The organism is Salmonella sp. 32031103-2018-00083-FB-01-SM-01, from assembly GCF_017571995.1.
GTDB classification, from domain to species: domain Bacteria; phylum Pseudomonadota; class Gammaproteobacteria; order Enterobacterales; family Enterobacteriaceae; genus Salmonella; species Salmonella enterica.
Map to the genome: position 1 here is coordinate 196,925 of NZ_JAGEQL010000005.1, position 25,748 is coordinate 222,672.

General features: G+C 54.1%; 23 protein-coding genes, 1 tRNA gene and 1 other RNA gene. 9 read left to right on the plus strand and 16 right to left on the minus strand.

Annotated elements, in window-relative coordinates:
* Window positions 1-40: 40 nt before the first annotated feature.
* The 7 genes from dppF to J4614_RS15930 all read right to left on the minus strand — a co-directional run bounded on the left by dppF (window position 41) and on the right by J4614_RS15930 (window position 8,806).
* Window positions 41-1,054: a dipeptide ABC transporter ATP-binding subunit DppF gene (gene dppF, locus J4614_RS15900; protein WP_000103561.1), complete on the minus strand. Its 1,014-nt coding sequence runs from the start codon at window positions 1,052-1,054 to the stop codon at window positions 41-43.
* Window positions 1,051-2,034 carry a dipeptide ABC transporter ATP-binding protein gene (gene dppD / locus J4614_RS15905; RefSeq protein WP_001196509.1) on the minus strand — a complete coding sequence of 328 codons (984 nt, stop codon included), beginning with the start codon at window positions 2,032-2,034 and terminating at the stop codon, window positions 1,051-1,053. Before dppD ends, dppF begins: the two co-directional genes overlap by 4 nt.
* A 10-nt stretch (window positions 2,035-2,044) precedes the next feature.
* The gene (gene dppC, locus J4614_RS15910; RefSeq protein WP_208293236.1) at window positions 2,045-2,947 is read right to left on the minus strand and encodes a dipeptide ABC transporter permease DppC; all 903 of its coding nucleotides are present in this window, start codon (window positions 2,945-2,947) and stop codon (window positions 2,045-2,047) included.
* 9 nt (window positions 2,948-2,956) lie between these two features.
* Complete coding sequence (gene dppB, locus J4614_RS15915) at window positions 2,957-3,976, minus strand: dipeptide ABC transporter permease DppB (RefSeq protein WP_000938843.1); 1,020 nt, start codon at window positions 3,974-3,976, stop codon at window positions 2,957-2,959.
* Between the two features lie 156 nt (window positions 3,977-4,132).
* Window positions 4,133-5,740 carry a dipeptide ABC transporter periplasmic-binding protein DppA gene (dppA, locus tag J4614_RS15920; protein WP_000028049.1) on the minus strand — a complete coding sequence of 536 codons (1,608 nt, stop codon included), beginning with the start codon at window positions 5,738-5,740 and terminating at the stop codon, window positions 4,133-4,135.
* A 558-nt stretch (window positions 5,741-6,298) separates the two neighbouring features.
* A complete protein-coding gene (locus J4614_RS15925; protein WP_001136076.1) occupies window positions 6,299-7,624 on the minus strand; it encodes a uracil-xanthine permease family protein in 1,326 nt (441 codons plus the stop codon).
* Window positions 7,625-7,681: 57 nt separating this feature from the next.
* Window positions 7,682-8,806, minus strand: a complete 1,125-nt coding sequence (locus J4614_RS15930; RefSeq protein ID WP_000940805.1) for an aryl-sulfate sulfotransferase — start codon at window positions 8,804-8,806, stop codon at window positions 7,682-7,684.
* Window positions 8,807-8,955: 149 nt separating this feature from the next.
* Here J4614_RS15930 and J4614_RS15935 point away from each other — a divergent pair, with 149 nt between their 5' ends.
* Window positions 8,956-9,963, plus strand: a complete 1,008-nt coding sequence (locus J4614_RS15935; RefSeq protein WP_000290712.1) for a substrate-binding domain-containing protein — start codon at window positions 8,956-8,958, stop codon at window positions 9,961-9,963.
* On the opposite strand, the gene J4614_RS15940 is transcribed toward J4614_RS15935, so the two are convergent.
* From J4614_RS15940 to J4614_RS15955, 4 genes are all read right to left on the minus strand, one after another.
* A non-coding RNA gene (locus J4614_RS15940) (RtT sRNA) lies at window positions 9,955-10,087 on the minus strand. The genes J4614_RS15935 and J4614_RS15940 overlap by 9 nt on opposite strands.
* 35 nt (window positions 10,088-10,122) lie before the next feature.
* Window positions 10,123-10,199: transfer RNA gene (locus tag J4614_RS15945), tRNA-Pro, on the minus strand.
* 90 nt (window positions 10,200-10,289) lie between these two features.
* A complete protein-coding gene (gene eptB / locus J4614_RS15950) occupies window positions 10,290-11,981 on the minus strand; it encodes a kdo(2)-lipid A phosphoethanolamine 7''-transferase (RefSeq protein WP_001269257.1) in 1,692 nt (563 codons plus the stop codon).
* A 230-nt stretch (window positions 11,982-12,211) separates the two neighbouring features.
* Complete coding sequence (locus tag J4614_RS15955; protein ID WP_208293237.1) at window positions 12,212-12,916, minus strand: autotransporter outer membrane beta-barrel domain-containing protein; 705 nt, start codon at window positions 12,914-12,916, stop codon at window positions 12,212-12,214.
* 156 nt (window positions 12,917-13,072) lie between these two features.
* Between J4614_RS15955 and tag the strand changes: the two genes are divergently transcribed.
* Window positions 13,073-13,654 (plus strand): DNA-3-methyladenine glycosylase I, encoded by a 582-nt coding sequence (gene tag, locus J4614_RS15960; protein WP_001188418.1) that lies wholly within the window; start codon window positions 13,073-13,075, stop codon window positions 13,652-13,654.
* The gene (locus J4614_RS15965) at window positions 13,632-14,072 is read left to right on the plus strand and encodes an N-acetyltransferase (protein ID WP_000619902.1); all 441 of its coding nucleotides are present in this window, start codon (window positions 13,632-13,634) and stop codon (window positions 14,070-14,072) included. The genes tag and J4614_RS15965 overlap by 23 nt, the downstream gene beginning before the upstream one ends.
* Here the strand turns inward: J4614_RS15965 and J4614_RS15970 are convergent.
* Window positions 14,041-16,374, minus strand: a complete 2,334-nt coding sequence (locus J4614_RS15970; protein WP_208293238.1) for a molybdopterin guanine dinucleotide-containing S/N-oxide reductase — start codon at window positions 16,372-16,374, stop codon at window positions 14,041-14,043. The two genes, J4614_RS15965 and J4614_RS15970, sit on opposite strands and share 32 nt — an antisense overlap.
* 152 nt (window positions 16,375-16,526) lie before the next feature.
* Between J4614_RS15970 and J4614_RS15975 the strand changes: the two genes are divergently transcribed.
* A complete protein-coding gene (locus tag J4614_RS15975; protein ID WP_000747548.1) occupies window positions 16,527-17,189 on the plus strand; it encodes an OmpA family lipoprotein in 663 nt (220 codons plus the stop codon).
* Window positions 17,190-17,418: 229 nt separating this feature from the next.
* Entirely contained in the window at window positions 17,419-18,393 is a 975-nt protein-coding gene (ghrB, locus tag J4614_RS15980; RefSeq protein ID WP_140040138.1) for a glyoxylate/hydroxypyruvate reductase GhrB, read from the plus strand.
* Between the two features lie 49 nt (window positions 18,394-18,442).
* On the opposite strand, the gene J4614_RS15985 is transcribed toward ghrB, so the two are convergent.
* The gene (locus tag J4614_RS15985; protein WP_000190524.1) at window positions 18,443-19,153 is read right to left on the minus strand and encodes a DUF3053 domain-containing protein; all 711 of its coding nucleotides are present in this window, start codon (window positions 19,151-19,153) and stop codon (window positions 18,443-18,445) included.
* Window positions 19,154-19,591: 438 nt separating this feature from the next.
* Here J4614_RS15985 and J4614_RS15990 point away from each other — a divergent pair, with 438 nt between their 5' ends.
* From J4614_RS15990 to cueP, 3 genes are all read left to right on the plus strand, one after another.
* Complete coding sequence (locus J4614_RS15990; RefSeq protein ID WP_000455790.1) at window positions 19,592-19,882, plus strand: HTH-type transcriptional regulator; 291 nt, start codon at window positions 19,592-19,594, stop codon at window positions 19,880-19,882.
* Between the two features lie 287 nt (window positions 19,883-20,169).
* The gene (gene cspA, locus J4614_RS15995) at window positions 20,170-20,382 is read left to right on the plus strand and encodes an RNA chaperone/antiterminator CspA (RefSeq protein ID WP_000014594.1); all 213 of its coding nucleotides are present in this window, start codon (window positions 20,170-20,172) and stop codon (window positions 20,380-20,382) included.
* Window positions 20,383-20,558: 176 nt separating this feature from the next.
* Window positions 20,559-21,098 (plus strand): copper-binding periplasmic metallochaperone CueP, encoded by a 540-nt coding sequence (cueP, locus tag J4614_RS16000; protein ID WP_069720998.1) that lies wholly within the window; start codon window positions 20,559-20,561, stop codon window positions 21,096-21,098.
* A gap of 50 nt (window positions 21,099-21,148) precedes the next feature.
* Here the strand turns inward: cueP and glyS are convergent, their stop codons facing one another.
* From glyS to J4614_RS16015, 3 genes are all read right to left on the minus strand, one after another.
* Entirely contained in the window at window positions 21,149-23,218 is a 2,070-nt protein-coding gene (gene glyS / locus J4614_RS16005) for a glycine--tRNA ligase subunit beta (RefSeq protein ID WP_023220761.1), read from the minus strand.
* Window positions 23,219-23,227: 9 nt separating this feature from the next.
* The gene (gene glyQ / locus J4614_RS16010) at window positions 23,228-24,139 is read right to left on the minus strand and encodes a glycine--tRNA ligase subunit alpha (protein WP_001168556.1); all 912 of its coding nucleotides are present in this window, start codon (window positions 24,137-24,139) and stop codon (window positions 23,228-23,230) included.
* A 138-nt stretch (window positions 24,140-24,277) separates the two neighbouring features.
* Window positions 24,278-24,580, minus strand: coding sequence for a YsaB family lipoprotein (locus J4614_RS16015; RefSeq protein WP_000605592.1), 303 nt, complete (start codon window positions 24,578-24,580; stop codon window positions 24,278-24,280).
* 165 nt (window positions 24,581-24,745) lie between these two features.
* On the opposite strand from J4614_RS16015, the gene J4614_RS16020 reads away from it, so the two are divergent.
* A complete protein-coding gene (locus J4614_RS16020; protein WP_001182584.1) occupies window positions 24,746-25,741 on the plus strand; it encodes an acyltransferase in 996 nt (331 codons plus the stop codon).
* The last annotated feature ends 7 nt before the right edge of the window (window positions 25,742-25,748 follow it).

Below are 25,748 nucleotides of genomic sequence, written 5' to 3' on the forward strand. Positions count from 1 at the left end.
GGCTTGATAAGGCGCAGCCGCCATCCGGCATAAAACGCAATTAACTCAGCGGTTTCTGCGGATTTTCATCCTGATCGACGGCAAAGCAGGCCACCAACTGGCCGTCGTACTCTTTAAGCTGCGGCTGTAACTGCGTACAGGGTCCGAAGCGACGGCGGCAGCGGGCGTTGAAGGCGCAGCCCGGCGGCGGGTTCAGCGGGCTCGGCAACTCGCCGGTCAGCTTAATCCGCTCACGGCGATCGTCCGGATTCAGCCGCGGCGTGGCGGAGAGCAACGCCTGGGTATAGGGATGACGTGGATTGTTAAAAATCTGCTCTTTGGTCCCTTTCTCCACGCAGCGGCCTAAGTACATGACCATCACTTCATCGGCGATGTGTTCCACCACCGACAGGTCGTGCGAGATAAAGACATAAGACAGCCCCATATCCTGTTGCAAATCCATCATCAGGTTCAGCACCTGGGCGCGCACCGACACGTCGAGCGCGGAGACCGGTTCATCGGCAATCACTACGTCCGGATCAAGCATCAGACCGCGGGCGATAGCGATACGCTGACGCTGGCCGCCGGAGAACATATGCGGATAGCGGTCGTAGTGCTCGGTTTTCAGCCCCACCTTCGCCATCATCGCCAGCGCTTTTTCACGACGCTGCGCTTTACTCAGGCTGGTATTGATCAGCAACGGCTCTTCCAGAATCTGCCCCACTTTCTTGCGTGGGTTCAGGGAACCGTAGGGGTTCTGAAACACAATCTGAATTTTCTGCCGCCGCAGTTTCTGCGCGTGCGGATCGTGTTTGAGCAGATCCTGCCCCTGGTAATAAAGCTCGCCGCCGGTTGGCGTTTCAATCATCGTCAGCAGGCGGCCCAGTGTGGATTTTCCACAACCGGACTCCCCCACTACGGCCAGCGTTTTACCGCGTTCGAGATTAAACGACACGCCGTCCAGCGCTTTTACCAGCCGTTCCGGAGAAAAGATCCCCTTCTTCACCGGATAGTGTTTTTTCAGGTCGATAGCCCGCAACAGCGGCTGTTGCAAGGTGGCCTCATGCGTACTCATAGTGTGGGCCTCCCGGCATCATCAAGTGGGTAATGACATTTTGACTGACGTCCATCGTCCAGTTGGTTGAGAGCAGGTTCTTCCGCACGACATCTGTCCGTGGCGTAGGGGCAGCGCGGGTTAAGCAGACACCCCGTCGGTCGGTCATATTTCCCCGGCACCACGCCCGGCAGCGACGCCAGACGCGCTTTATCTTGCGCAAACTCCGGCAACGCGCGTAGCAGTGCCTGCGTGTAGGGATGACGCGGCGCGCGGAAAATATCCTGCGCAGCGCCAGTTTCGACGACCTGCCCGGCGTACATGACGATAATTTTGTGCGCCGCTTCCGCCACCAGCGCCAGGTCATGGGTAATCAGCACCAGCGCCATGTTCTCTTTTTGCTGCAACTCCAGCAGCAGCTCAATGATTTGCGCCTGAATGGTCACATCCAGCGCCGTGGTCGGTTCATCGGCAATTAACAGCTTTGGTCGACAGGCTATTGCCATCGCAATCATCACGCGCTGACTCATGCCGCCAGAAAGCTGGTGCGGATAGACATCCAGACGAGAAGCCGGATCGGGAATACCCACCTGGTTCAACAGGTCAATCGCTCGCTGACGACGGGTTTTCTTGTTCCCGCCCTGATGTACCTTGATGGCTTCCATAATCTGAAAGCCAACGGTATAGCAAGGATTGAGGCTGGTCATCGGGTCCTGGAAAATCATCGCCACTTCAGCGCCCACCAGGTTGCGACGTTCCTTCTCGGAAATGCGCTTCAGATCCTGTCCGTTAAAGAGCAGGTTTTCCGCCATCACGCGGCCTGGGTAATCGATAAGCCCCATAATCGCCAGCGAGCTGACGGATTTGCCGGAACCAGACTCGCCGACAATACCGACCACCTCACCCTGCTTCACGCTGTAGCTAATGCGGTCGACGGCTTTGAACGGTGTCCCTTCATCGCCGAAGTGCACCGATAATTGATCTACATTTAATAACGCCATCTCGAACCTCTTACTGCTTCAGTTTGGGATCGAGCGCGTCACGCAGACCGTCACCCATCAGGTTAAATGCCAGTACCGTCAGCAGAATCGCCAGCCCCGGGAAGGTCACGACCCACCAGGCGCTTTGCGCGAACTGCAATACGTCAGAGAGCATGGTGCCCCACTCCGGCGTTGACGGCTGCGCGCCCATGCCAAGAAAGCCGAGGGCGGCCATATCGAGAATGGCGTTAGAGAAACCGAGCGATGCCTGAACGATCAGCGGCGCAAGGCAGTTCGGGAAAATATTGACGAACATCTGACGCATCGCGCCTGCGCCCGCCACGCGGGAGGCAGTCACATAATCGCGGTTCACCTCTACCAGAACCGCCGCGCGGGTTAAGCGGACATAGTGCGGCAGCGCCACAAACGTCAACGCCAGCGCAGCGTTGCCGATGGAGGGGCCGAAGATCGCCACCAGCACCAGCGCCAGCAGCAGGCTCGGCAGGGCCAGCATAATATCGACCACGCGCATGATGATGTTATCGACCAGACCGCCGAAGTAGCCCGCGACCAGGCCGAGAATAATCCCCATTACCAGCGACAGGACAACCACCAGACAGCCGACCAGCAGCGACAAACGCGCGCCATACATCAGGCGCGAGAGGACATCGCGACCAACATCATCCGTTCCCAGAATATGCGCCCAACTGCCGCCTTCCTGCCAGACCGGCGGCGCCAGCAGCGCATCGCGGAACTGCTCTGCCGGGTTGTACGGCGCAATAAAGTTGGCAAACACCGCAATCAGGATCACGATGAGAACATACGCCAGCCCGACGACCGCGCCTTTATTGCGTTTGAAATAGTGCCAGAACTCCCGCAATGGCGTCATGGGCGCCGGTGCGGCATTAACATTATTTTCAGTAACCTGTGACATGATGGCCCCTTACTTCTTATGCCGAATACGCGGGTTCACCACGCCGTACAGCAGGTCTACCAGCAGGTTGACGAGAATAATCATCGTCGCTACCAGTAACACGCCGCCCTGCACTACCGGATAATCGCGGCGTTGCAGCGCATCGATCAGCCAGCGCCCCAGACCGGGCCACGAGAAGATAGTTTCTGTCAGAATCGCGCCCGCCAGCAGCGTCCCGACCTGCAGGCCGATCACGGTGACGACTGGCAGCATGGCGTTACGCAGAGCATGGACGATAATGACGCGCATCCTGGTCAACCCTTTGGCGCGTGCGGTACGGATGTAATCCTCCCCCAGCACTTCCAGCATCGACGAACGGGTCATACGCACAATGACGGCCAGCGGGATTGTACCGAGCACCATCGCAGGCAGGATCATATGCGCCAGCGCATCAATAAAGTTACCCTCTTCGCCCCAGATAGCGGTGTCGATCAGCATAAAGCCCGTCAACGGATTGGTATCATCAAGGAACACCATATCGCTCACGCGCCCGGAAACCGGCGTCAGGTTCCAGTGGACGGAGACCAGCATGATCAGCATCATGCCCCACCAGAAGATAGGCATAGAGTAACCGGTCAGCGCCAGGCCAACAGCAGTGTGATCGAAGATAGAACCGCGCTTCACTGCGGCCAGCACGCCCACCGGAATCCCCACGGCGACGGCAAAAATCATGGCGCAGACGCCAAGTTCCAGCGTCGCTTTAAAGCGAGGCACAAACTCGTCCCACACGGGGATTCGGCTTTTCAGCGAGATGCCTAAATCGCCATGCATCACCCCCCAGATATAATGGAGGTACTGCTGCCACATCGGTTTATCAAGACCGAGTTCAGCCAGCAGTTGAGCATGACGCTCAGGGGAAATACCTCGCTCACCCGCCATGATCATCACCGGATCGCCGGGGATCATGTGGACAAAGGCAAAGGTGAGAAGGGTAATACCGATAAACGTCGGGATAACGAGTCCCAAACGTCGGAGAATGAACTGCAACATAACCCGAATTCTCTCTCATGACCCACGGCCTGGAACCGTGAGTCTGTATTGCTCACAAATCTTATCCCACGCAAACTGCATCGCGGATAAAGCATTACGCCGGATGGCGCTGCGCTTATCCGGCCTACACAACACCGGGGCGCAGCGCTCTTTTAATTATTCGACAGAGACGTTTTCGAAGTGATGTTTGCCTAATGGATCAACCACATAGCCTTTAACTTCTTTACGCACTGGCTCATAAACCGTGGAGTGAGCGATGATCAGCGCTGGCGCCTGGTCATGCATCACGACCTGGGCCTGTTTATAGAGTTCAATACGCTTGTTGTGGTCATCGGTCGCACGCGCAGGCTGAATCAGGTCTTCAAACGGCTTGTAGCACCATTTTGAATAGTTGGAGCCTTGCTGGGCGGCATCGCAGCTGAACAGCGTGGCGAAGAAGTTATCCGGATCGCCATTATCGCCGGTCCAGCCCATCATCACCGTCTGGTGCTCGCCATCTTTAGCGCGCTTGAGGTATTCGCCCCATTCATAGGTGACAATTTTGGCCTGAACGCCAATCTTCGCCCAGTCCGCCTGGATCATTTCCGCCATACGACGCGCATTCGGGTTATAGGGACGCTGTACCGGCATCGCCCACAGATCGATGGTGAAGCCTTTTTCCAGACCGGCTTCTTTCAGCAGCGCCTTCGCTTTTTCCGGATCGTAGCCGTAGTCTTTAATATCGTCGTTGTAGCCCCACATTGTCGGCGGGATCAGGTTTTTCGCCGCAACGCCCGCGCCCTGATAAACGGCTTTGATGATGGCCTCTTTATTCACGGCATAGGTCAACGCCTGGCGAACTTTGACGTTATCCAGCGGTTTTTTCTGTACGTTGTAGGAGAGATAACCCACGTTCAGACCGGCCTGCTCCATCAGGTTGATGTTTTTATCTTCTTTCATGCGCGCAATATCCGCCGGGTTCGGATACGGCATCACCTGACATTCGTTCTTCTGCAGTTTGGCGTAACGCACAGAGGCGTCAGGGGTGATGGAGAAGACCAGACGGTCGATCTGCGGCTTCGTGCCCCAGTAGCCGTCAAAAGCTTTGTAGAGAATGCGGGAATCTTTCTGATATTGCACCAGTTGGAACGGGCCAGTGCCGACCGGGTTCAGATCCACTTTTTCCGGCGTACCGGCTTTCAGCATGTTGTCAGCATATTCTTTAGAAAGAATAGAGGCGAAGTCCATGGCTAAATCGGCAAGGAACGGCGCTTCCGGACGCGTCAGCACAAACTGCACCGTGTGATCGTCTACCTTCTTCACTTCGCTAATCAGATCCGGCAGCCCCATGCCTTCAAAGTATTCATAGCTGCCGCCAGACACTTTATGGTACGGGTTCTGCTCGTTTTTCTGCCGGTCAAAAGAGAACACGACATCATCGGCGTTCAGCTCGCGCGTGGGTTTGAAATCCTTGCTGGATTGCCATTTCACCCCTTTACGTAGGTGGAACGTATAGGTTTTACCGTCTTCGCTGATATCCCACTTCTCAGCAAGACCCGGGATCACTTCCGTGGTGCCGGTTTTGAATTCAACCAGACGGTTATAGATAGGTACGGAGCTGGCATCATAGGTGGTGCCAGACGTAAAGAGCTGTGGGTTAAAGCCTTCCGGCGAGCCTTCTGAACAATAAACCAGGGTTTTGGCCTGCACGCTGGCTGCAACGGTCATGGCCACCAGGCTCAAACCAAGCTTCAGCATCCCTGACTTCTTCAAGGAAATACTCATTCTTCTGCTCCAATAATTGTGATGTATGTTGTTTTGCCCTTTGCAAAGGCTTTTACCGCCCGGCCTTTTTTGTTTTTTACCTGGTCAGGTCAGTAGTGAGAGGTGGGGATTCCGTTCGCATAATCGACTGAGTTGCAGTGCGGATTCTCCATAAAATGCCCCTCATTCCCTACAATCTGTCAATAGAATGTCAAAACGTCAATACAGGTAACCAGCTTTTACAACAACGGTGAGAATTAACAAACAAAGATTAAAAAAAGTTCAGAAGGGTATTTTCAGCAGGGAAATTTGTGCTATGGGCAGAAAGGCAGAGTTATTCACTTAATATTTTGCAACAGTTAGTGATTAACAATTAGCCATTAATTGAAAAATTTCTTTCGATATGTTGATTATCTGAGCGATTAATACCACTAACGCTAAAACGCACAGGCGAAAATGCTGAGGTTATCCATAAGCCGTGTGCAAAAAAGAGTTATCCGGACATTGAAAAACACCATCGAATATGTCACAAAATTGTAAATAAGTAGGCCGTCGTGCGGCCTACCGCGATCACAAAAACTAACTTTTGACCCTGGCCTGCGTGCGCTTTTCGCTCCAGTTAAACAACGAGTTCACCAGAATCGCCGTCAACGTCCCCGCTGCCATGCCGTTGCCAAAGACCATCTGTACGCCCGCCGGGAAATTCTGATACAGGCCGGGTACCAGTATAGGTAGCATTCCCATGGCCAGCCCCATCGCCAGCGCGTAGGTTTTACCCGGCGTATGCAGTGGCTCACGCGCAATCATATCAATACCGATAACCCCGATAATGCTGAAGACAATCACCGCCGTACCGCACACCACCGAACCTGGCAGACAGGTCGCCAGACGTACCAGCGGCGCGAATATGGCAATCAGGATTAACAACCCTCCGGCAGCCGCAGTCACGAAACGCGATTTCACATTAGTGGTGCGTACCACCCCAATATTTTCGCCGGAAGTGATAATTAAGGAGGTGCCAAAAATCCCCCCCAGCAGCGACATTACCGCATCACCACGAATGGTACGTGGAATCGCCTGCTGCACATTTTGCGTGGAATTGACTATTTCCGCGGTAGCAATCGTTTGCCCGGTTGCTTCAGCCATAGAGATGACCGCGTAAATCAGTAACGGCAGCGAGGCGGAGAGATCAAAAATCGGCCAGCCGAACGGCAAAAGCTGTGGGAAACTAAACAGCGGCCCGTGACCAACACCGCTAAAATCGGTGCTACCCAGCGCCATTCCCAGCAGCGTTCCCGCTAAAAGGCCGAACATCACCGCCAACTGGCGCAAAATACCGCTAAACGCCAGCGCGAAAATCAGCGTTATCAGGATAGTCCCCAGCGATAAAATGATACTGGTTGGATGAGCGAAGTCGGCGCTCCCTGGCTGGCCAATGATCAACCCGCCGTACAGGCGAATAAGGTTAATCGACACCATTAGCAGCATGATGCCAATGATAAAGGGGGGAAAATGGTGCAGGCAGCGGCGGAAAATCGGCAACGCGATAAAGTAGAACAGCGAGGTCAGAATTACGGCGCCAATCGCGGTCTGGATATTGGTCTGTAAAGCGATCGCAACGAAAATCGCAATCGGCGCGCCCCCCGGTACCATAATAAACGGCAAACGCGCGCCCACCCCTTTCACGCCCAGGCTTTGCAAAATAGCGCCCAGACCGCACATCAGAAAGGTCGCGCTAAGTACCGAGGCTGTCACCGTATCGGTAAAGTGCAGCGCTTTGGCGATCAGGAAGACGGAGGTAATGGGGGTGGCGGCAACGACCAGCACATGCTGAAGCGCCAAAAGTAAGGTGGTTTGCCAGGGTAATGCATCGTTATCCGGCGTAGTAAGGCCAGGTTGCGGCATGATTAACTCCCATAAAACATCAAAAAAATAACCGCCAGCGCGGGCTGGCGGTCTGCATTATTTCAACCAACTAATGGCATCAGCGGCATAGCGATGCGCACGGAAGGCGCTGTTCTGTTTTCCAGGAATAATGCCTTTACTGAGGTGCTCCGGATATTCATTAAAGAACGGAATGATATATTCCCATACCGTTTCGCCTTCCGGGGTGACTTCAAACAGGCGGCCAAACGCCGATTCACAGATAAAGGTGTTGCCGTTCGCCAGCCGCTGCGCGCTCCCCATATACGGCGAGAAAAACGCCGGCGGGAAGATATCGCGATACTGCCAGGTAATCGCTTTGGTCTGCGGATCGAACTCCAGCACCGTGGAGTGCGGCGAGGTGACGCCGGGACGCAGGTTGCCGTTATCGAAAACCAGAATCGATCCGTTCTCCATCTCAACCGGCGTGTGCTGCTGCGCTACGACTTCCGGCCCTGCATGCCAGATAACCTTCCCGCTCTCTTTATCCACGGCAATGACACCGGAAGTGGTACGCAGGCTCATCAGTACCAGGCCATCACGGGTGACGGACAGGCCGTTAATCATCGGCCAGTGGCGGCGATCGAAAATATCATGAATCGGGAAATCTTCCGGATTCAAATGCTCCCAGGCACGCCATTCCCAGACCACTTCACCGTCGCGATTGACCTCTTTGACGACGTCGCTCTGAATCACGCCGTCCGGCGCATCGCGGCGTGGGTCGCCGCCGGTAACACGGGCGGCGATATCGGCAGGTAACGGCGACGCGGCGGTATACAGCAGGTTACCGTTTTCCAGCCACTGCGCATCGTGGTGATGGTAAATATCTTCGTAATGCCAGACGATTTCGTTATCCGGCGTCACTTCGTAGAAGTCGCCGCCGTGCCAGAGATCCCACGCCGGATAGAGGTTCGCTGAAGTGCGGTGGCTGCCGTTATAACCCAGATTACCGTTCGGCAGCAGCACTGCATCACGCCCGGCGCGAACCGGAAGCTGCCACTGATGCGCGACTTCGCCCTGCTCGTCCACCAGGTAAACCCGCCCTTCGGCGGTTTGCGGCGCAAAAAGCGTATAGCCGCCAAAGCTCTTCGCCTTATCAGCGTAGATAAGGCCCGCCAGACGGCGTCCAAGGGTGAAAGTCGAATCCTGAGTTAAGTGTGCCACATCGCCTCCTGAGGAATAAATTTGCGCCAAAATACCCCATTAAAACGTTTTAATGAAGAGTTTTTTACGATCCTCACCGAAAAAAAGCAAACGTTACCGTCTGGTAAATATGCTACCCTGTGCGCAAACTTTCGAAGGTCAGGAAGCAGATGGCTGTTCAAAATAAAAAACGCGCAAAGTTGATTGATGTTGCCCGCCATGCAGGCGTGTCGCCAGGGACGGTATCCAATGCCTTGCACAACACCCGCTTTGTCGAGCCGCAGACGCGACGGCGTATTGAAGAGGCCATTGTTGCGCTCAACTACACGCCGAATATTCGCGCCCGCCAGTTGCGAACCGGCAAAACCAATACCATTGCCTTGCTCTCTTCGGTGCCGCTGGCGATTGCCTCCGGTGCGTCACGACTGGGATTTATGATGGAGGTGGCGTTAACGTCCGCGATGATGGCGCTGGAAAAACAGCATGCGCTGATTCTGGTGCCGCCGGGGGCAAATCCACTGGATGCCGTCAGCTTTGACGCGGCGATCCTGATTGAGCCGGCGGAGAACGACCCGCAGCTCCAGGCGCTGGCGCAAGCGGGCATTCCCTGCGTCACCATTGGCCGCACGCCGGGCACCGACACGCCTGTGCCGTGGGTTGAGCTGCACTCGGCGGCAACAGCACAGCTTCTGCTAACGCATCTGGAGGCCTCCGGCGCCAGCAAATGTGCGTTATTTGTCGGTAACACTCGGCGAACATCAGTTCAGGAGAGCGAAGCGGCTTACCAGCGCTGGTGCGCGGGGCGCCAGGACCCCGTCGTCTACTCTCTCAATGAAAGCGAGGGTGAAAATGCCGGCTACCAGGCCGCGCAGCAGCTATTACAGGCGCATCCCGACGTTGACGGCGTGCTGGTGCTGATCGATACCTTTGCCAGCGGCGCGGTACGCGCTTTTCAGGAACAGGCAGTAGCTATCCCGGAGCGGATGCGCGTGGTCACCCGCTATGATGGTATCCGCGCGCGCGAATCGCTGCCGCCGCTGACGGCAGTGAATATGCATCTTGATGAGGTGGCGCGACAGGCAATCACACTATTATTTGATTTGCTGGCGGGCAAGAAGGTCAGTCACAGCGACGGGATCATGCCTGAACTGGTGGTGCGAGCGTCAACCTGCTGGTGATAGAGGATGACTCGCCACTGCGTGGCTCGCCCTGCGGGCCGTTGCTGACGCAACGTTCTCTCGCTTCGCTCGAGTCGAACCTCTTGCCCCCGGAGGTTCTCATCCTCGTCAGGCTTCAGATACAAAAAAACCCTGCTCATTGAGCAGGGTTTCTGAATTTGGTCGGTGATAGAGGATTCGAACCTCCGACCCCTTCGTCCCGAACGAAGTGCGCTACCAGGCTGCGCCAATCACCGAATGCGGGCGCATCTTACTGCTCAGGCGCACGCCCGTCAATCCCTTAGTCGCAAAATACAATTCAATCGGCGAGAAAGTCGGCAGACAACCTACTTCGCGGCGACTTTCTGCGCATCGGGAATATGGCACCAGTTGTTGTTCTGGTTAATGCCGCCATCCGGCGATGTATACCCCAGGCAGCCCATTATCGTATCGTATAGCTCCACATGACGACGCGGCACTTTGATCTCCGCCTGCTGCTTCAGGTGAGCGAACATCTGCGCATGTTGCGGACTGGCAAGATATTTATCCGACATCCATACCAGCATCGGAACACGGAATTGCTCCGGCGGCGCCATATTGCGCGGCGTACCGTGCAAATGTTCGCGTTCGTTAATCGACTCGCCGTGGTCAGCCGCGTAGAACACAATCGCTTTTTTATCACGTAGCTGATCGAACACACTGGTAATAAAGTGATCCACATAGGTCACGGAGTTATCGTAAGAGTTGATCATCTGCGCTTTCGTGCAGCCGCTATCGACCCCAATACATTCGGGCTTCCACTGAGCGTAGCTGCGCGGATAACGTTGCGTATAGTTAAAATGCGACCCCTTAGTATGCAAGATAATCAGATGCTTACCCTCCGGATTCTGGGCAAGCGAGTTCTGCATCTCATCAATCAACAGCATGTCATCAACCGTTTTACCACGGTTACGCGGCTCGGCGCCGATCTGCTCGCGGTAGGAGATATTATCCGCCATGGTATTGCTATAGAACCACATCTCGCTCTGCATGGCGTACAGATCGGAACTGAATCCGAGCTGTTTGAGAACGGCAAACACATTCTGCTCTTTTAAGGTACGCTGCGGGTTATTATCCGCCCCGCCTTCCCGTACAAACATACAGCGTAAAGAAAGCTTCGTCGCGGTATCGCAAGAATAGCCGCGGAACGCCGCCAGATTTTTTTCCTGCGCCAGCTTCGGCGTGGTATTACGCTCGTAGCCGAAAATCCCCATGTGATCCCAACGGGTCGTCTCACCGATAATGAAAACGACGTAGGTGTCATCCCCATCCTTCGGCGCAACATAGGTAAATTTCCTGGCCGGGTTTATTAACGAATTATTGTCCGACGACTCATCTACCTGCGCCCAGGCATACAGCCCTAACGCAGATAACCAGTTTGAAGGCAGATAGGAGTTCGCCACCACGCCGCCATAGCTGGGTAAGTCGATACCTGTCGCCCGTTCAACCTTTTTTTGCTGTATATCCAGCAGGCGGATAGGCGCCCACACCATTACGCCTGCGAGTACCACTACAGCGGCGCTGCGAAAACGCTGCCCCGGCGTACGTAGCTGGCGCAACAACGTGTAGCGACAGTGGTTACTCCAGATAAAGATGAGCGGAAGCACGCTCACGGCAATCAGCCACAATACGAAGTGCAGCCCCACCACCTCTTTCGAGAGATCGATATCGGTGGTCATAACAGACGCAATAATGCCGTAGCCAATCACCACGTTCAGGAAGGTCATGTAATAACTGGCGCCAGCGGAAAACAGCACCACCAGCGTGGCCAGCACACGCCAGACGCGTCGGCCAAACAGTGAAAGAAGACGAAGTAAGAAGAAAGTGACCAGCACCGTGGCGCCAAGTTCGACAACTGCGGAGAGGCCTTTCCAAATGGTAAATTCTTGCGCATAACTGCCGAAACGGCGGTAAAACACGGCGCAATTCATAAACAGACCGATATAGAGCGCAAGCAAGAAACTAAGTTTCTGTTGCGTCATCGATTTAATGTATCTCATGCAAACAAACCCTGGGAATCGGGATAAAAACGACCTGTACAACGATTCTTTAATCAAACAGGTAAATATGCGGCTAACGCAGATGTGAGAAAGTCTACAAGCGCGGCTAAGTAGACCACAGGAAGCGCAAAAAGTGTCTATAGAGAATGTGATTGACCTATATATTTTTGTAAATATATAGACAGGGTATTAGATGAACTTCTAATAAGTCCAGGCGGCGGTTTATCTCGTTAAAAGCGAGCGCTCACCCCCAGGGTATACAAATAATCGCTATCCGTAGCGCTATTTTCCGCCTGGGAAAACGCCGCATACGCCGCCATGTGCGGGTTAAGTAACACGTCCGCGCCTACGGTGACATCCAGCCAATTTCCCGCCTGATTTCCTGCGGTCATACGACTCAACCCGGACTGCGCTTTCCAGATATTTTCCCCAAACTGTTGGTTATAGCTAATTTGCGCCCAGGGACGGACATCGCCGAACTGCGAGTTTACCCGCCAGCCTAACGTACTGACGCTGGCGTGCCATAACGGATCGGTAAGCGCTAATGTCGTCGCGCTATCGCCATATTCGTTATACATTGATGACGTCGAACCGTCGTAATGCAGCGCCGCGACCGGCCCAGTGGTCACGCGTCGGGAAAGCGGAAAATTCCAGCCCATACTGATACCGCTGGTCGCATCAAGCGGGGTTTCATCCGCCAGGCTAAGCACCGGACCCACCATATTTTGCGTAGACTGAATACGTTCGGCCAGTATGTCGTTGTAATTCGGTTGGTGATCGCTGTCCCAGGTATAGCGTTCCGTCGTATGCCCCGGAGCCGCTTCAGCGATATATTCTTGTTGCCAGGCATACGTGGTATTGATAAAAAACGAGCAGGCCATAAGGCCCGCCAGACAACGCAATGTCCGGCGACCACGGCGTTTTCTTACAATCATCAACGCGACTCCAGAGTAGAGCCGAATTCGGCGATATTATTGTCATTGAATGAAGGATGTCGGGCATCAGCCCTGTATTAACTATTGTCCTTTTAGCGGGCCCGTCAAGGCGGGTTGAAGGAAATTTTCGCGGTAACCACAATAACGAGGAAGTCTATGCAGCGTTGCGACTGGGTCAGCCAGGACCCCCTTTATATTGCCTATCATGATAACGAGTGGGGCGTGCCGGAGACTGACAGCAGAAAGCTGTTTGAAATGATCTGTCTTGAAGGTCAGCAGGCCGGTTTATCCTGGATCACCGTGCTTAAAAAGAGGGAGAACTACCGCGCCTGTTTTCATCAGTTTGACCCGGTACGCATCGCAGCTATGCAGGAGGAGGATGTTGAACGCCTGCTGCAGAACACGGGCATCATACGACATCGCGGTAAAATTCAGGCCATTATCAGTAACGCCCGCGCCTGGCTTGCGATGGAGCAAAACGGCGAGTCTTTCGCCGATTTTGTCTGGTCATTCGTTGATGGCCAGCCGCAGATCACCCAGGCGGCCAGCCTGGATAAGATCCCCACCTCAACACCTGCGTCCGATGCGCTTGCTAAGGCATTGAAAAAACGCGGTTTCAAGTTTGTCGGTACGACTATCTGTTACTCCTTTATGCAGGCGTGCGGACTGGTCAACGACCATATTACCGGCTGTTTTTGCCATCCGGGAGAAAAACATGATTCGCAAATCCCAGAGTGAAGACATGGCGTCTATTCTGGCGCTGTGGATGAAAAGTACTATTTATGCCCATCCCTTTATCGAAGAACGTTACTGGCACGAGAGCGAAGCAATTGTACGCGACGTCTATTTACCCGCCGCGCAAACCTGGGTATGGGAGGAAAATGGACAACTGAAAGGCTTCGTCAGCGTACTGGAAGCCCGTTTTGTCGGGGCGCTATTTGTCGCCCCCGACGCGTTAAGACACGGCATTGGCAAAGCGCTTCTGGAATATGTCCAGCAACGTTTTCCTCTGCTGAGCCTTGAGGTTTACCAGAAAAATCAATCCGCCGTAAACTTCTACCATGCGCTTGGTTTTCGTATTGAAGATAGCGCCTGGCAGGAGGATACCGCCCACCCCACCTGGATTATGAGTTGGCAGGCGGATCAAACGCCGTAAGCGGTAGCGCCGGGCCGGTATATTTCTCAAACCAGACCAGCGCGGTGTTGCCCGCACAACCGTTCCCCAGCCGGGAACTGGGAAGATCTTTTGTCAGGACGTTTACCGCGCCGTTTTTGCATATGCCGCCTGCGGTAGGTTCAGGGTCCGGCCATGCGCCTTCGTGAATACAGATCACGCCAGGCCGAATTCCGTCGGTAACGACCGCGCCCGCCAGAACCTGCCCGCGATGATTCCAGACGCGTACCGTATCGCCATCGACGATTCCACGCGTTGTCGCATCCTGCGGATGAATCGTCACCGGTTCGCGTCCGGCTACCGCATACCGCTCCCGTAACGAACTGTAGTTAAGCTGGCTATGCAGACGGTGCGCCGGATGCGCGGAAAGTAGCTGAACCTGCCCCGCATCAGCGTTCCCGTGCCACTCATCCGGCACCAGCCACATCGGATGGCCGGGACAATCCGCGTAACCATAGCTGGCAATGCGCGCAGAATAGATTTCGATTTTGCCGCTGGCCGTTTTTAGCGGATGGTTATCAGGATCGCGGCGAAAATCCGCGAAGCGCACAAACTGCGCGTTGGCGGGATTTTCCGGCATCTCCAGTAAACGGTTAGCCTGCCAGAATGCGGCAAACGGCGGCAGCGTCACCCCCTGGCTGGCGCCACGCTGGGCGGCAATGTTGTAGAAAGTCTCCAGCCACGCCAGCTCACTTTTTCCTTCGGTGAACCGAGCGTAACCGCCGACTTCCCACCGTTCGCTCAGTTCAGCAAAAACGTCAAAATCATTCCGCGCCTCCCACCGGGGCGACACGACCTGCTTCATCGGCGCCAAATGCTGATTGCTATAGTCGCCGGTCATGGTTAAATCGTTACGCTCATAGCTGGTGGTCGCAGGCAGAACAATATCCGCGTGTTTCGCGGCGGCCGTCCAGAAACATTCTGAGATAACGACCAGTTCCGGTTTTTGCCACGCGCGAATCAGACGGTTGGTATCCTGATGATGGGTAAAATTCGCGCCGCCCGCCCACCAGATAAAACGAATATCCGGGAAGCGGCGATCCATCCCATTGTGTTGGTAAAACCCACCGGGGTTTTCCAGCGCCTCGACAATACGCGCCACCGGTATTTTATCTACCGCATCGACCCCGCCAGGGAGGCTTCCCTGCATCGAGGCTAACACGGCGGCGCGGCGCGTCGGGTTTCCGCCGTTAGCAAAATGATAAGTAAAACCAAACCCGCCGCCAGGCGTACCAATTTGCCCCAGCATTGCGGCCAGCGTGACGATCATCCAGTGCTTTTGCTCGCCGAACTGCTGACGCTGCATTCCCCAACCGGCCATCAACATGGTGGTGTTATGATGAAATATTTCCGCCAGTTCGCGGATTTTCACCGCAGAAACGCCGCAAATTTCCGCCGCCCATTCCGCTGTTTTGGCCGTACCGTCGGTCGTGCCCAAAAGATAGTCGGCGAAGCGATCATAACCCGTCGTGCAGCGGGCAAGGAACGCTTCATCCTGCCAACCGTTTTCCACCAGCGTATGGGCGATTCCCAACATTAACGCCACATCGGTGCCCATATGTGGGGCGATCCACTCCATCTTATCGCCAAAAAAGTCGACGCTTTCCGATCGCATTGGATCGATGCAGATCAGGCGTTTGCCGCTTTGTCGCAACGCCGCAAAATAGTCGAGCCCCTGTTCATCCGAGGCGTTCCAGGCAATTTTCAGAGTATTCAGCGGGTTCGCGCTCCAGAGCACCACCACCTCGCTGTGTTCCAGCACCACCGGCCAGCTAGTCTGCTGCTGGTAAACCTCGTTACCACCCACTACATAAGGCATGATAGCCTGCGCCGCGCCGGTGGAATAATCGCCAAGATGGCCGGTATATCCTCCCGCCAGCGCCATGTAACGCTGCAATAGCGTAGCCGCTTTATGCAATACGCCGTTCGAACGCCAACCGTAGGAGCCGGCGAAGATGGACGATGGTCCATAACTTTCGCGAATACGTTTGTGCTGAGCGTGGATCAGATCCAGCGCGTCATCCCAACTTACGCGAACAAACTCATCCTGCCCGCGTATGCCTTGCGGCTTATCGGGAGAAGCCAGGAACCCTTTACGCACCATCGGGAAGCGAACCCGCGTTTTACTGTGAACCTGGTCATGCACAACGGTTTGCAGGGAGTTTTGGTGTGCCGTCGGGAGTTCGCCATACGAGGCAAAAATGCGTTCTCCGTCGGTTTCAACGCGGACTGGCCCCCAGTGTGCGGCGGTCAATACCGAATGACGCGATGGTACGTGGGTCAAGGTTCGCTCCTGAATTATTGGGATTATTTATTTTGCCGATCAATGTTACTTACAAATTTCAGAGTTTTCCCTGGAATTTTCTTCATGTGCAGACGTCATAATCAACCGCCACGGTCGCTGTGGTAAAAATAAAAAAGTGATAAGGATTTAAGATGAAAAAACGTGTATTTGTGATTGCTGCCATCGTGAGCGGCGCCCTGGCAGTATCTGGCTGCACAACAAACCCTTACACCGGCGAACGCGAAGCAGGTAAATCCGGCATTGGTGCGGGTATTGGATCGCTGGTCGGCGCAGGCATCGGCGCACTCTCCTCCTCCAAAAAAGATCGCGGTAAAGGCGCGCTGATTGGCGCGGCAGCTGGCGCGGCGCTGGGCGGCGGCGTGGGTTACTACATGGACGTACAGGAAGCGAAACTGCGTGACAAAATGCGGGGCACAGGCGTTAGCGTGACGCGAAGCGGCGATAATATCATTCTGAATATGCCGAATAATGTCACCTTCGACAGCAGCAGCGCGACGCTGAAACCGGCAGGCGCTAACACGCTGACCGGCGTGGCGATGGTGCTGAAAGAGTATCCCAAGACCGCCGTCAATGTGGTGGGCTACACCGACAGTACCGGTAGCCACGATCTGAATATGCGTCTGTCGCAGCAGCGTGCTGACTCCGTCGCCAGCTCGCTGATCACCCAGGGCGTCGACGCCAGCCGTATCCGTACCAGCGGAATGGGTCCGGCGAACCCGATCGCCAGCAACAGTACGGCAGAAGGTAAGGCGCAAAACCGCCGCGTCGAAATTACCTTGAGTCCATTGCAGTAAACTACCGTACCGGGTAAAGCGGTATGCTTTACCCGGCCTGCATTACTCCCTCGCCATTCCCTCGCCAAACCGGATACATCGCGCATCATTCGGTATTCATTCATCATTTACCACAACACGGCTGCCGACAGCGGGGAAATTGGCTGGTCGATGATGGCTAAACGGGTTAATAATAAGCCTGTTCCGGTTGGCGCATGCCGCGCTTACCTTTTGATTTACGGAGAGTCGCATGAAGCCGTCCATCATTCTCTACAAAACCCTGCCTGATGATTTGCTGCATCGCCTGGAGGCGCATTTTACCGTCACCCAGGTACCGAACCTGCATCCGGAAACGGTCGCGCGACACGCGCAGGCATTTGCCAGCGCGCAAGGCCTTCTGGGCGCCAGCGAAACCATTAACCGCGCGCTGCTGGAAAAAATGCCGGCGCTACGCGCGGCGTCGACCATCTCGGTGGGATACGATAATGTCGAGGTGGACGCCCTTACTGCCCGCAAAATAGTCCTGATGCACACGCCTGCCGTTTTGACGGAAACCGTTGCCGATACGGTGATGGCGTTGATGCTGGCCACTGCCCGCCGCGTGGTGGACGTCGCAGAACGGGTTAAAGCGGGTGAATGGACAGAAAGCATTGGCCCGGCGTGGTTTGGCGTCGATGTGCATCACAAAACACTCGGTATCGTTGGGATGGGGCGTATCGGGATGGCGCTGGCGCAGCGAGCGCACTTTGGGTTTACCATGCCGGTTCTCTATCACGCCCGTCGGCGGCATCAGGAGGCGGAAGACCGTTTTAACGCCCGCTACTGCGATCTGGATACGCTGTTGCAGGAGGCTGATTTTGTCTGCGTGATCCTGCCGCTAACGGCAGAAACGCGACATCTGTTTGGCGCAACACAGTTTGCCAGAATGAAATCGTCCGCCATTTTTATTAATGCCGGACGCGGCCCGGTGGTCGATGAAAACGCGCTGATTGCCGCGCTGCAAAACGGTGAAATATATGCGGCAGGTCTGGATGTTTTTGAACAGGAACCGCTATCCGTGGATTCGCCCTTGCTGAACATGTCTAATGTCGTCGCGGTACCGCATATTGGCTCGGCAACGCATGAGACGCGCTATAACATGATGGCCTGTGCGGTGGATAATTTGATTGATGCGCTGCAGGGAAAAATAGAGAAGAACTGCGTCAATCCGCAGGCGGCGGGATAACGCTACAGGCCCGATAAGCGCTGGCTTGCGCTTATCGGGCAGACTGTCATCACTGAGTCGCGTTTACCGCCGCCGTCCAGGCCTGATTAAACGCCTGATGCTGCGAGGCCAACGGCCCAATCAGCGCATTATATTGGCTGGCCTGCTGTGAGGTCGGGAACTGAATGCCGTTCGCGACAAAGCTCACCTGCTCGCCCTGTTGCGCAATATAATCGCCCACTTGTACCAACTGCTGCGTAAAGATCTGCGCCGCCGGGATCAGCGGCTGCAAAGCATCTGCCGGCACGGTGACCACTTTTTTGTAGACCTGATCAAACACAGGCTTCAGGTCATCGGCCTGCTTTAACGCGCCATGCGCGGCATCAGCCTGCAGTTTTGCATTCTGCAACTGTTGCGCCAGCACGCCTAACGAACCATTTGCCTGCCGCAGCGGCTCACGTTGCGTCATATAATCCTGCGGAACGCGGATGGCGTTAACGCTATCGACCACCGGGCGCAAACCGGAATCCATCGCCTGGTTTACCTGCTGCGAGTAGCCATACAGTATCGCGTAATCAGACACGAACGGACCAAACTGTTTTTTCTGATCGGCCGTCAGCGTTGGTAAACGCTCTCCGCTACGCATTGCTGTATTCTGCAGGAAATCGACAAACGCTTTGCGCTGATCGCCTTCTTTATCAAAACACCCGCTCAGGCTAAACACCATTAATAACGCCACAACAGGCGCAAACCAGCGAGAGCAGGACTTACCTGTCGCCATTGTTAATACTCCTTTCACCCAAAAATGCGCACAACGACACCTGCGTGCCTGACGGCTTACAAGGATAGTCCAGGTCAGGCTTGCAGGATACCCTTTCCACGCGATCTTGTAGCGGAAAATTATGTTTATCTGCATCAATGCTTAATTTGTTATTTTATTGTTAATTTTTGACCTGACACTGCGATAAAAAACGCGGCAAGAGAGCTTTCCAGCGGGGAATGTAATATTTTTTTAATCTTTACAATTATTTTCTGAAAGACGGATATACCTTCCTGGATCAAATTGTTAGCGTCCTAAAAGTCGCGTAGCGTAAGGCATCGAAACGAATCGATAGCGCTTCCTGGCGGCGCGTCACCCCCCACCCGCAAGTTTCCCGACTATTCTTAAGAGGCTTCGATGCACTTCACGATCCCGCTGTATGATTTACAGGAGTTCTCAATGGAATATAAAGATCCGATGTTTGAGCTGCTGAGCAGCCTGGAACAAATTGTTTTTAAAGATGAAACGCGAAAGATCACCCTGACGCAAAAACCCAATCCTTTTACCGAATTTGAACAGTTACGGAGAGGGACGGGACTAAAAACAGATGAATTCGCCAGAGCGCTGGGCGTAACGGTTGCCATGGTTCAGGAATGGGAATCGAAACGCGAAAAACCCACGCCAGCAGAGCTCAAATTGATGCGCCTGATACAGGCAAACCCACGCTTAAGTAAGCAATTGATGGAGTAATTTTTACCCCTTTCTGTTTTAACGGTCCTGCGCAAGGACCGTTTTCCCCGCTCGATTCCTGACCTGGAGAAATAAAGTAAAATAAAAGTTGCATCGCCCGGCATTACATGAGTTAATGTGCTCAACGGTTTGACGTACAGACCATTAAAGCAGTTTAGTAAGGCAAGTCCCTTCAAGAGTTATCCATTAGATACCCCTCGTAGTGCGCATTTCCTTAACGCTTAAAAAATCTGTAAAGCACGCCATAACGCCGAAAGGCACACTTATTTTTTAAAAGGTAATACACTATGTCCGGTAAAATGACTGGTATCGTAAAATGGTTCAACGCTGATAAAGGCTTTGGCTTTATTACTCCTGATGACGGTTCTAAAGACGTGTTCGTACACTTCTCCGCTATTCAGAACGATGGTTACAAATCTCTGGACGAAGGTCAGAAAGTTTCCTTCACCATCGAAAGCGGCGCTAAAGGCCCGGCAGCTGGCAACGTAACCAGCCTGTAAGCTTAAAAAGCTCAGAATTTTGAATCCCTGCCTGATGGCGGGGATTTTTTTTATTCCAATTCCCCCTCTCCTCCCCCCAGCATAACTTTGCATTACTTTACCCTGCGTCCCTTTGACCTTTCCCTTAGGGGAACCCCTATAGTAGGCAAGGAGATTGTTCACAAGGAATTGAAGTTATGTCGAAATCATCATGGTTATTACTTTTGGGTTTATGCGCCAGCGGCTCCGCGCTTGCGGCATCCGCAGAATCCGCTTTTCTGGCGCAACATGGGCTGACGGGAAAAACGGTTGAGCAGATCGTGGATACGATTGATCAGACGCCGCAGAGCCGTCCTTTGCCTTACTCCGCGTCGATTACCAGTACCGAACTCAAATTATCTGACGGAGAGCAGATTTATACGCTGCCGTTAGGCGACAAATTCTATCTCTCTTTTGCGCCCTATGAATGGCGGACACACCCCTGTTTTAACCACAGCCTTTCCGGCTGTCAGGGAGAAATGCCGAATAAACCGTTCACTGTAAAAGTGACAGACAGTAAAGGCGCTGTCATCGTACAAAAAGAGATGCAAAGCTATCGAAACGGATTTATCGGTGTTTGGCTACCGCGCAATATGGAAGGGACGCTGGAAGTAAGCTACAACGGTAAAACGGCGTCACATGCCATTGCCACCAGAGATGACAGCCAGACCTGTCTGACGGAATTACCATTACGTTAAAAATAAAAAAACCTGCCCGAGAGCAGGTTTTTATTTATTTAACTGAACGCTTATTGCAGTAACGAAATATCCGCAACCTGCAGGAACAGTTCGCGTAGTTTCGACAACAGCGTCAGGCGGTTGATACGGATATCTTTCTCTTCCGCGTTAACCATGACATTTTCGAAGAATTCATCCACCGGCGCGCGCAGAGCAGCCAGCTCAATCAACGCTTCCTGATAACGACCATCGGCAAAGTACGGCTGAAGCTTATCACGCAGCACAACCAGATGTCTGGCCAACTCAATTTCCGCCGCTTCTTTCAGTACGGAGGCGTGGACGATATCGTTCAGCGGCTCAGTGGCTTTCGCCAGGATGTTGGAGACGCGCTTGTTCGCCGCCGCCAGCGCAGAGGCTTCTTCCAGGGTGCGGAAGTGCGATACCGCTTTCATACGAGCATCGAAATCTGCCGGACGGGTCGGACGACGCGCCAGTACCGCCTGGATGGTGTCGACGGTGTAACCTTCGTCCTGATACCAGGCGCGGAAGCGACCCAGCATAAAATCGATCACATCATCGACTACGTTAGCATTGGTCAGCTTGTCGCCATACAGACGCGCCGCTTCTTCGGTCAGCGTTTGCAGATCAAGAGCGAGGTTCTTCTCAACGATGATGCGCAGCACGCCCAGCGCGGCACGACGCAGCGCAAACGGGTCTTTGTCGCCTTTCGGATGCTGACCGATACCGAAGATACCCGCCAGAGTGTCCATCTTATCGGCGATCGCCAACGCACAGGCCACCGGGTTAGACGGCAGGTCATCACCGGCAAAGCGCGGCTGATACTGCTCGTTAAGCGCCACAGCGACATCTTCCGCTTCACCATCGTGACGCGCGTAGTGCATCCCCATCACACCCTGGGTGTCGGTGAACTCGAAGACCATGTTGGTCATCAGGTCGCACTTGGAGAGCAGGCCCGCACGAGTGGCGTGGTTAACGTCAGCGCCAATCTGACCGGCAATCCAGCCCGCCAGCGCCTGAATACGGTCGGTCTTGTCGCGCAGCGTGCCCAGCTGTTGCTGGAACAGCACGGTTTGCAGACGCGGCAGATGATCTTCCAGACGTTTTTTACGGTCGGTATTGAAGAAGAATTCAGCATCCGCCAGACGCGGACGCACCACTTTCTCGTTACCGGAGATAATCTGGGTCGGATCTTTCGATTCGATATTCGCGACGAAGATAAAGTTCGGCAGCAGCTTGCCCGCGTTGTCATAAACCGGGAAATACTTCTGGTCGCCCTTCATGGTGTACACCAGCGCTTCGGCAGGCACGGCGAGGAATTTCTCTTCGAATTTCGCCGTCAATACCACCGGCCATTCCACCAGCGAGGCGACTTCTTCCAGCAGGCTTTCGCTCAGGTCGGCATTACCGCCAATCTTGCGTGCTGCTTCTTCAGCGTCCGCTTTGATTTTGGCTTTACGCGCTTCGTAGTCCGCAATGACTTTACCGCGCTCCAGCAGAATTTGCGGGTACTGGTCAGCATTGTCGATAGTGAACTCAGGCTCACCCATAAAGCGGTGGCCGCGAATGACGCGGTCAGACTGAATACCCAGGATGGTCGCCGGAATGACCTTATCGCCCAACAGCAGGGTCACGGTGTGCACCGGACGCACGAAGTGGACGTCAGACGCACCCCAGCGCATCAGTTTCGGGATCGGTAGTTTCGCCAGCGAGGTGGCTACCATGTTCGGCACCAGCGCTTCGGTACTTTCGCCCTTCACGTGGGCACGATACAGCAGCCATTCGCCTTTGTCGGTCTTCAGACGCTCGGCCTGATCAACGGTGATCCCGCAGCCGCGCGCCCAGCCTTCTGCCGCTTTGCTCGGTTTGCCTTCGGCGTCGAACGCCTGGGCAATCGCCGGACCACGTTTTTCGACTTCGCGATCGGGCTGAGATTCAGCAAGGTTCGCCACTTTCAGCGCCAGACGGCGCGGGGCGGCAAACCATTCAACGTTACCGTGCGCGAGGCCGGCGTTATCCAGCTCCGCAGTGAAGTTCGCAGCAAAGGACTCAGCCAAACTGCGCAGGGCTTTTGGTGGCAGCTCTTCAGTGCCGATTTCCACCAGAAAAGTTTTCTCAGACATGGCCGCCTCTTACTTGTCTTTGTTGCACATCGGGAAGCCGAGGGCTTCACGGGAAGCATAATAAGCCTCTGCCACTGCTTTGGTCAGGGTGCGAATACGCAAAATGTAGCGCTGACGTTCGGTGACGGAGATAGCTTTACGCGCATCCAGCAGGTTGAAGCTATGGGCGGCTTTCAGAATACGCTCGTAGGCCGGCAGCGGCAGCGGGTTTTCCAGCGCCAGCAGCTGCTGGGCTTCTTTTTCATACTGCTCGAAGCAGGTGAATAAGAAATCCACATCGGCGTATTCAAAGTTATAGGTGGACTGCTCCACTTCGTTTTGATGGAACACGTCACCGTAGGTGGTTTTACCCAGCGGGCCATCGCTCCAGACCAGGTCGTAAACGCTGTCCACGCCCTGGATATACATCGCCAGACGTTCCAGACCGTAGGTGATTTCACCGGTCACCGGCTTGCACTCCAGGCCGCCGACCTGCTGGAAGTAGGTGAACTGCGTCACTTCCATGCCATTCAGCCACACTTCCCAGCCGAGTCCCCAGGCGCCCAGCGTCGGGTTCTCCCAGTTATCTTCCACGAAACGGATGTCGTGAATGGTCGGGTCCATACCCAGCTCTTTCAGAGAACCGAGGTACAGCTCCTGAATATTCTCCGGAGACGGCTTAATCACCACCTGGAACTGATAGTAGTGCTGTAAGCGGTTCGGGTTTTCGCCGTAGCGGCCATCGGTCGGACGACGAGAAGGCTGCACATAGGCAGTCGCCATCGGCTCTGGCCCCAGCGCGCGCAGGCAGGTCATTGGATGAGAAGTTCCCGCGCCGACTTCCATGTCCAATGGTTGAACAATGGTGCAGCCCTGGCGAGCCCAGTAATCCTGTAAGGTCAGGATCAAGCCCTGGAAGGTCCTGGTATCAAACTTTTGCATATTATTTCGTGCTGGATACGTGTGGATTTAAAGGAAGGAGCCAGTATACCCGCTGGATGCGAGATATACAGTATGAAACCGGTTTGTTTAGCGAAAATTGCCGGATTTCGCGGCATCACACCTCACCAGGCGCGGCTTTTACCGCATAGAAAGATGTAAAAACTGCCCATCTGCATCAAAAGAGCAGACAAAACTCTCTTTACGGAAGGTATTACCACGCATCTCATAGCTCCCCTGAAACTGCTCGAAGCCGGTAACAGCAATTTTCTGTGCGCCAGTGTTGTAACGCTGCGCCGCCTGGGCTTTACACAATGCTTCCATATCCAGCGTGCGTGTTGGGCTCACTTTACTCTGCTGGGCTTTTTGCGTCGGTGGCGGTGTCGCTGTGCATCCCACCAGAGCGATGGCTATCATCACAGTACAGAAATACTTCATTATCATTTTTATTACCGTCTGGTTTGCTGGTCAGTCTTATTATTAAGGTTTGTGGGTAGCAGACACATTGTGCGAATCTCCTTACGCCATCACAAGATGTAGCGTAGAAAGTCAGATTTTTCCAGTGAGCCACCGCGCTGGAACTCTATTGAAACGGAAGCTGAGGAACTGATGCAGCCTAAAATTAACTGGATTGATAACCTGCGAGGGATCGCCTGTTTAATGGTAGTGATGATCCATACTACAACGTGGTACATCACCAACGCCCACAGCGTCAGCCCGCTAAACTGGGATATTGCGAATGTCCTGAATTCGGCTTCGCGCGTTAGCGTTCCCCTGTTTTTTATGATTTCAGGCTATCTTTTTTTTGGCGAGCGCTGCGCGCAACCGCGGCATTTTTTACGTATCGCCCTGTGCCTTATCTTTTACAGCGTTGTCGCCCTGGCTTACATTTCACTTTTTACTTCGATCAACGTCGAGCTTTCGCTAAAAAATGTGCTGCAAAAACCCGTGTTTTACCACCTGTGGTTTTTCTTTGCGATTGCGGTGATCTACCTGGTATCGCCATTAATCCAGGTAAAAAACGTGAGCGGCAAAATGCTCCTGACGCTGATGGTGGTCATTGGTATTATTGCTAACCCAAATACTGTGCCGCAAAAAATCGGCGGCGTTGAATGGTTGCCCATCAATCTGTATATCAGCGGCGACACGTTCTACTACATTCTCTACGGTATCCTGGGCCGCGCCATTGGAATGATGGAGACGCAAAAGTCATCGCTGACGCTTATCTGCACTGCCCTGTTCATCATCGCGGTATTTGTTATTTCTCGCGGCACATTGCATGAATTACGCTGGCGCGGAAATTTTGCCGATACCTGGTATCTGTATTGCGGTCCCATGGTGTTTATTTGCGCTGTCTCACTGTTCACGGTAGTTAAAAATAAGCTGAATGCGCGGACGTTACCTGGACTGGGGCTTATCTCCCGCCATTCGTTGGGTATTTATGGTTTCCACGCGCTGATTATCCATGCGCTACGTACTAATGGTCTGGAGTTAAAACGTTGGCCGCCGTTAGACATCGTGTGGGTTTTTGCCGCGACGGTGACAGGAAGCCTGCTACTTTCCATGCTGTTACAGCGTATTGATAAACGGAAATGGGTTAGCTAAACGACAA

What these genes read in the sequence shown, in the direction of transcription:
- dppF (WP_000103561.1), bottom strand. Translation starts at nt 1,054, where the DNA reads ATGAGTACGCATGAGGCCACCTTGCAACAGCCGCTGTTGCGGGCTATC.
- dppD (WP_001196509.1), bottom strand. Translation starts at nt 2,034, where the DNA reads ATGGCGTTATTAAATGTAGATCAATTATCGGTGCACTTCGGCGATGAA.
- dppC (WP_208293236.1), bottom strand. Translation starts at nt 2,947, where the DNA reads ATGTCACAGGTTACTGAAAATAATGTTAATGCCGCACCGGCGCCCATG.
- dppB (WP_000938843.1), bottom strand. Translation starts at nt 3,976, where the DNA reads ATGTTGCAGTTCATTCTCCGACGTTTGGGACTCGTTATCCCGACGTTT.
- dppA (WP_000028049.1), bottom strand. Translation starts at nt 5,740, where the DNA reads ATGAGTATTTCCTTGAAGAAGTCAGGGATGCTGAAGCTTGGTTTGAGC.
- J4614_RS15925 (WP_001136076.1), bottom strand. Translation starts at nt 7,624, where the DNA reads ATGCCGCAACCTGGCCTTACTACGCCGGATAACGATGCATTACCCTGG.
- J4614_RS15935 (WP_000290712.1), top strand. Translation starts at nt 8,956, where the DNA reads ATGGCTGTTCAAAATAAAAAACGCGCAAAGTTGATTGATGTTGCCCGC.
- eptB (WP_001269257.1), bottom strand. Translation starts at nt 11,981, where the DNA reads ATGAGATACATTAAATCGATGACGCAACAGAAACTTAGTTTCTTGCTT.
- J4614_RS15955 (WP_208293237.1), bottom strand. Translation starts at nt 12,916, where the DNA reads ATGATTGTAAGAAAACGCCGTGGTCGCCGGACATTGCGTTGTCTGGCG.
- tag (WP_001188418.1), top strand. Translation starts at nt 13,073, where the DNA reads ATGCAGCGTTGCGACTGGGTCAGCCAGGACCCCCTTTATATTGCCTAT.
- J4614_RS15965 (WP_000619902.1), top strand. Translation starts at nt 13,632, where the DNA reads ATGATTCGCAAATCCCAGAGTGAAGACATGGCGTCTATTCTGGCGCTG.
- J4614_RS15975 (WP_000747548.1), top strand. Translation starts at nt 16,527, where the DNA reads ATGAAAAAACGTGTATTTGTGATTGCTGCCATCGTGAGCGGCGCCCTG.
- ghrB (WP_140040138.1), top strand. Translation starts at nt 17,419, where the DNA reads ATGAAGCCGTCCATCATTCTCTACAAAACCCTGCCTGATGATTTGCTG.
- J4614_RS15985 (WP_000190524.1), bottom strand. Translation starts at nt 19,153, where the DNA reads ATGGCGACAGGTAAGTCCTGCTCTCGCTGGTTTGCGCCTGTTGTGGCG.
- J4614_RS15990 (WP_000455790.1), top strand. Translation starts at nt 19,592, where the DNA reads ATGGAATATAAAGATCCGATGTTTGAGCTGCTGAGCAGCCTGGAACAA.
- cspA (WP_000014594.1), top strand. Translation starts at nt 20,170, where the DNA reads ATGTCCGGTAAAATGACTGGTATCGTAAAATGGTTCAACGCTGATAAA.
- cueP (WP_069720998.1), top strand. Translation starts at nt 20,559, where the DNA reads ATGTCGAAATCATCATGGTTATTACTTTTGGGTTTATGCGCCAGCGGC.
- glyS (WP_023220761.1), bottom strand. Translation starts at nt 23,218, where the DNA reads ATGTCTGAGAAAACTTTTCTGGTGGAAATCGGCACTGAAGAGCTGCCA.
- glyQ (WP_001168556.1), bottom strand. Translation starts at nt 24,139, where the DNA reads ATGCAAAAGTTTGATACCAGGACCTTCCAGGGCTTGATCCTGACCTTA.
- J4614_RS16015 (WP_000605592.1), bottom strand. Translation starts at nt 24,580, where the DNA reads ATGATAATGAAGTATTTCTGTACTGTGATGATAGCCATCGCTCTGGTG.
- J4614_RS16020 (WP_001182584.1), top strand. Translation starts at nt 24,746, where the DNA reads ATGCAGCCTAAAATTAACTGGATTGATAACCTGCGAGGGATCGCCTGT.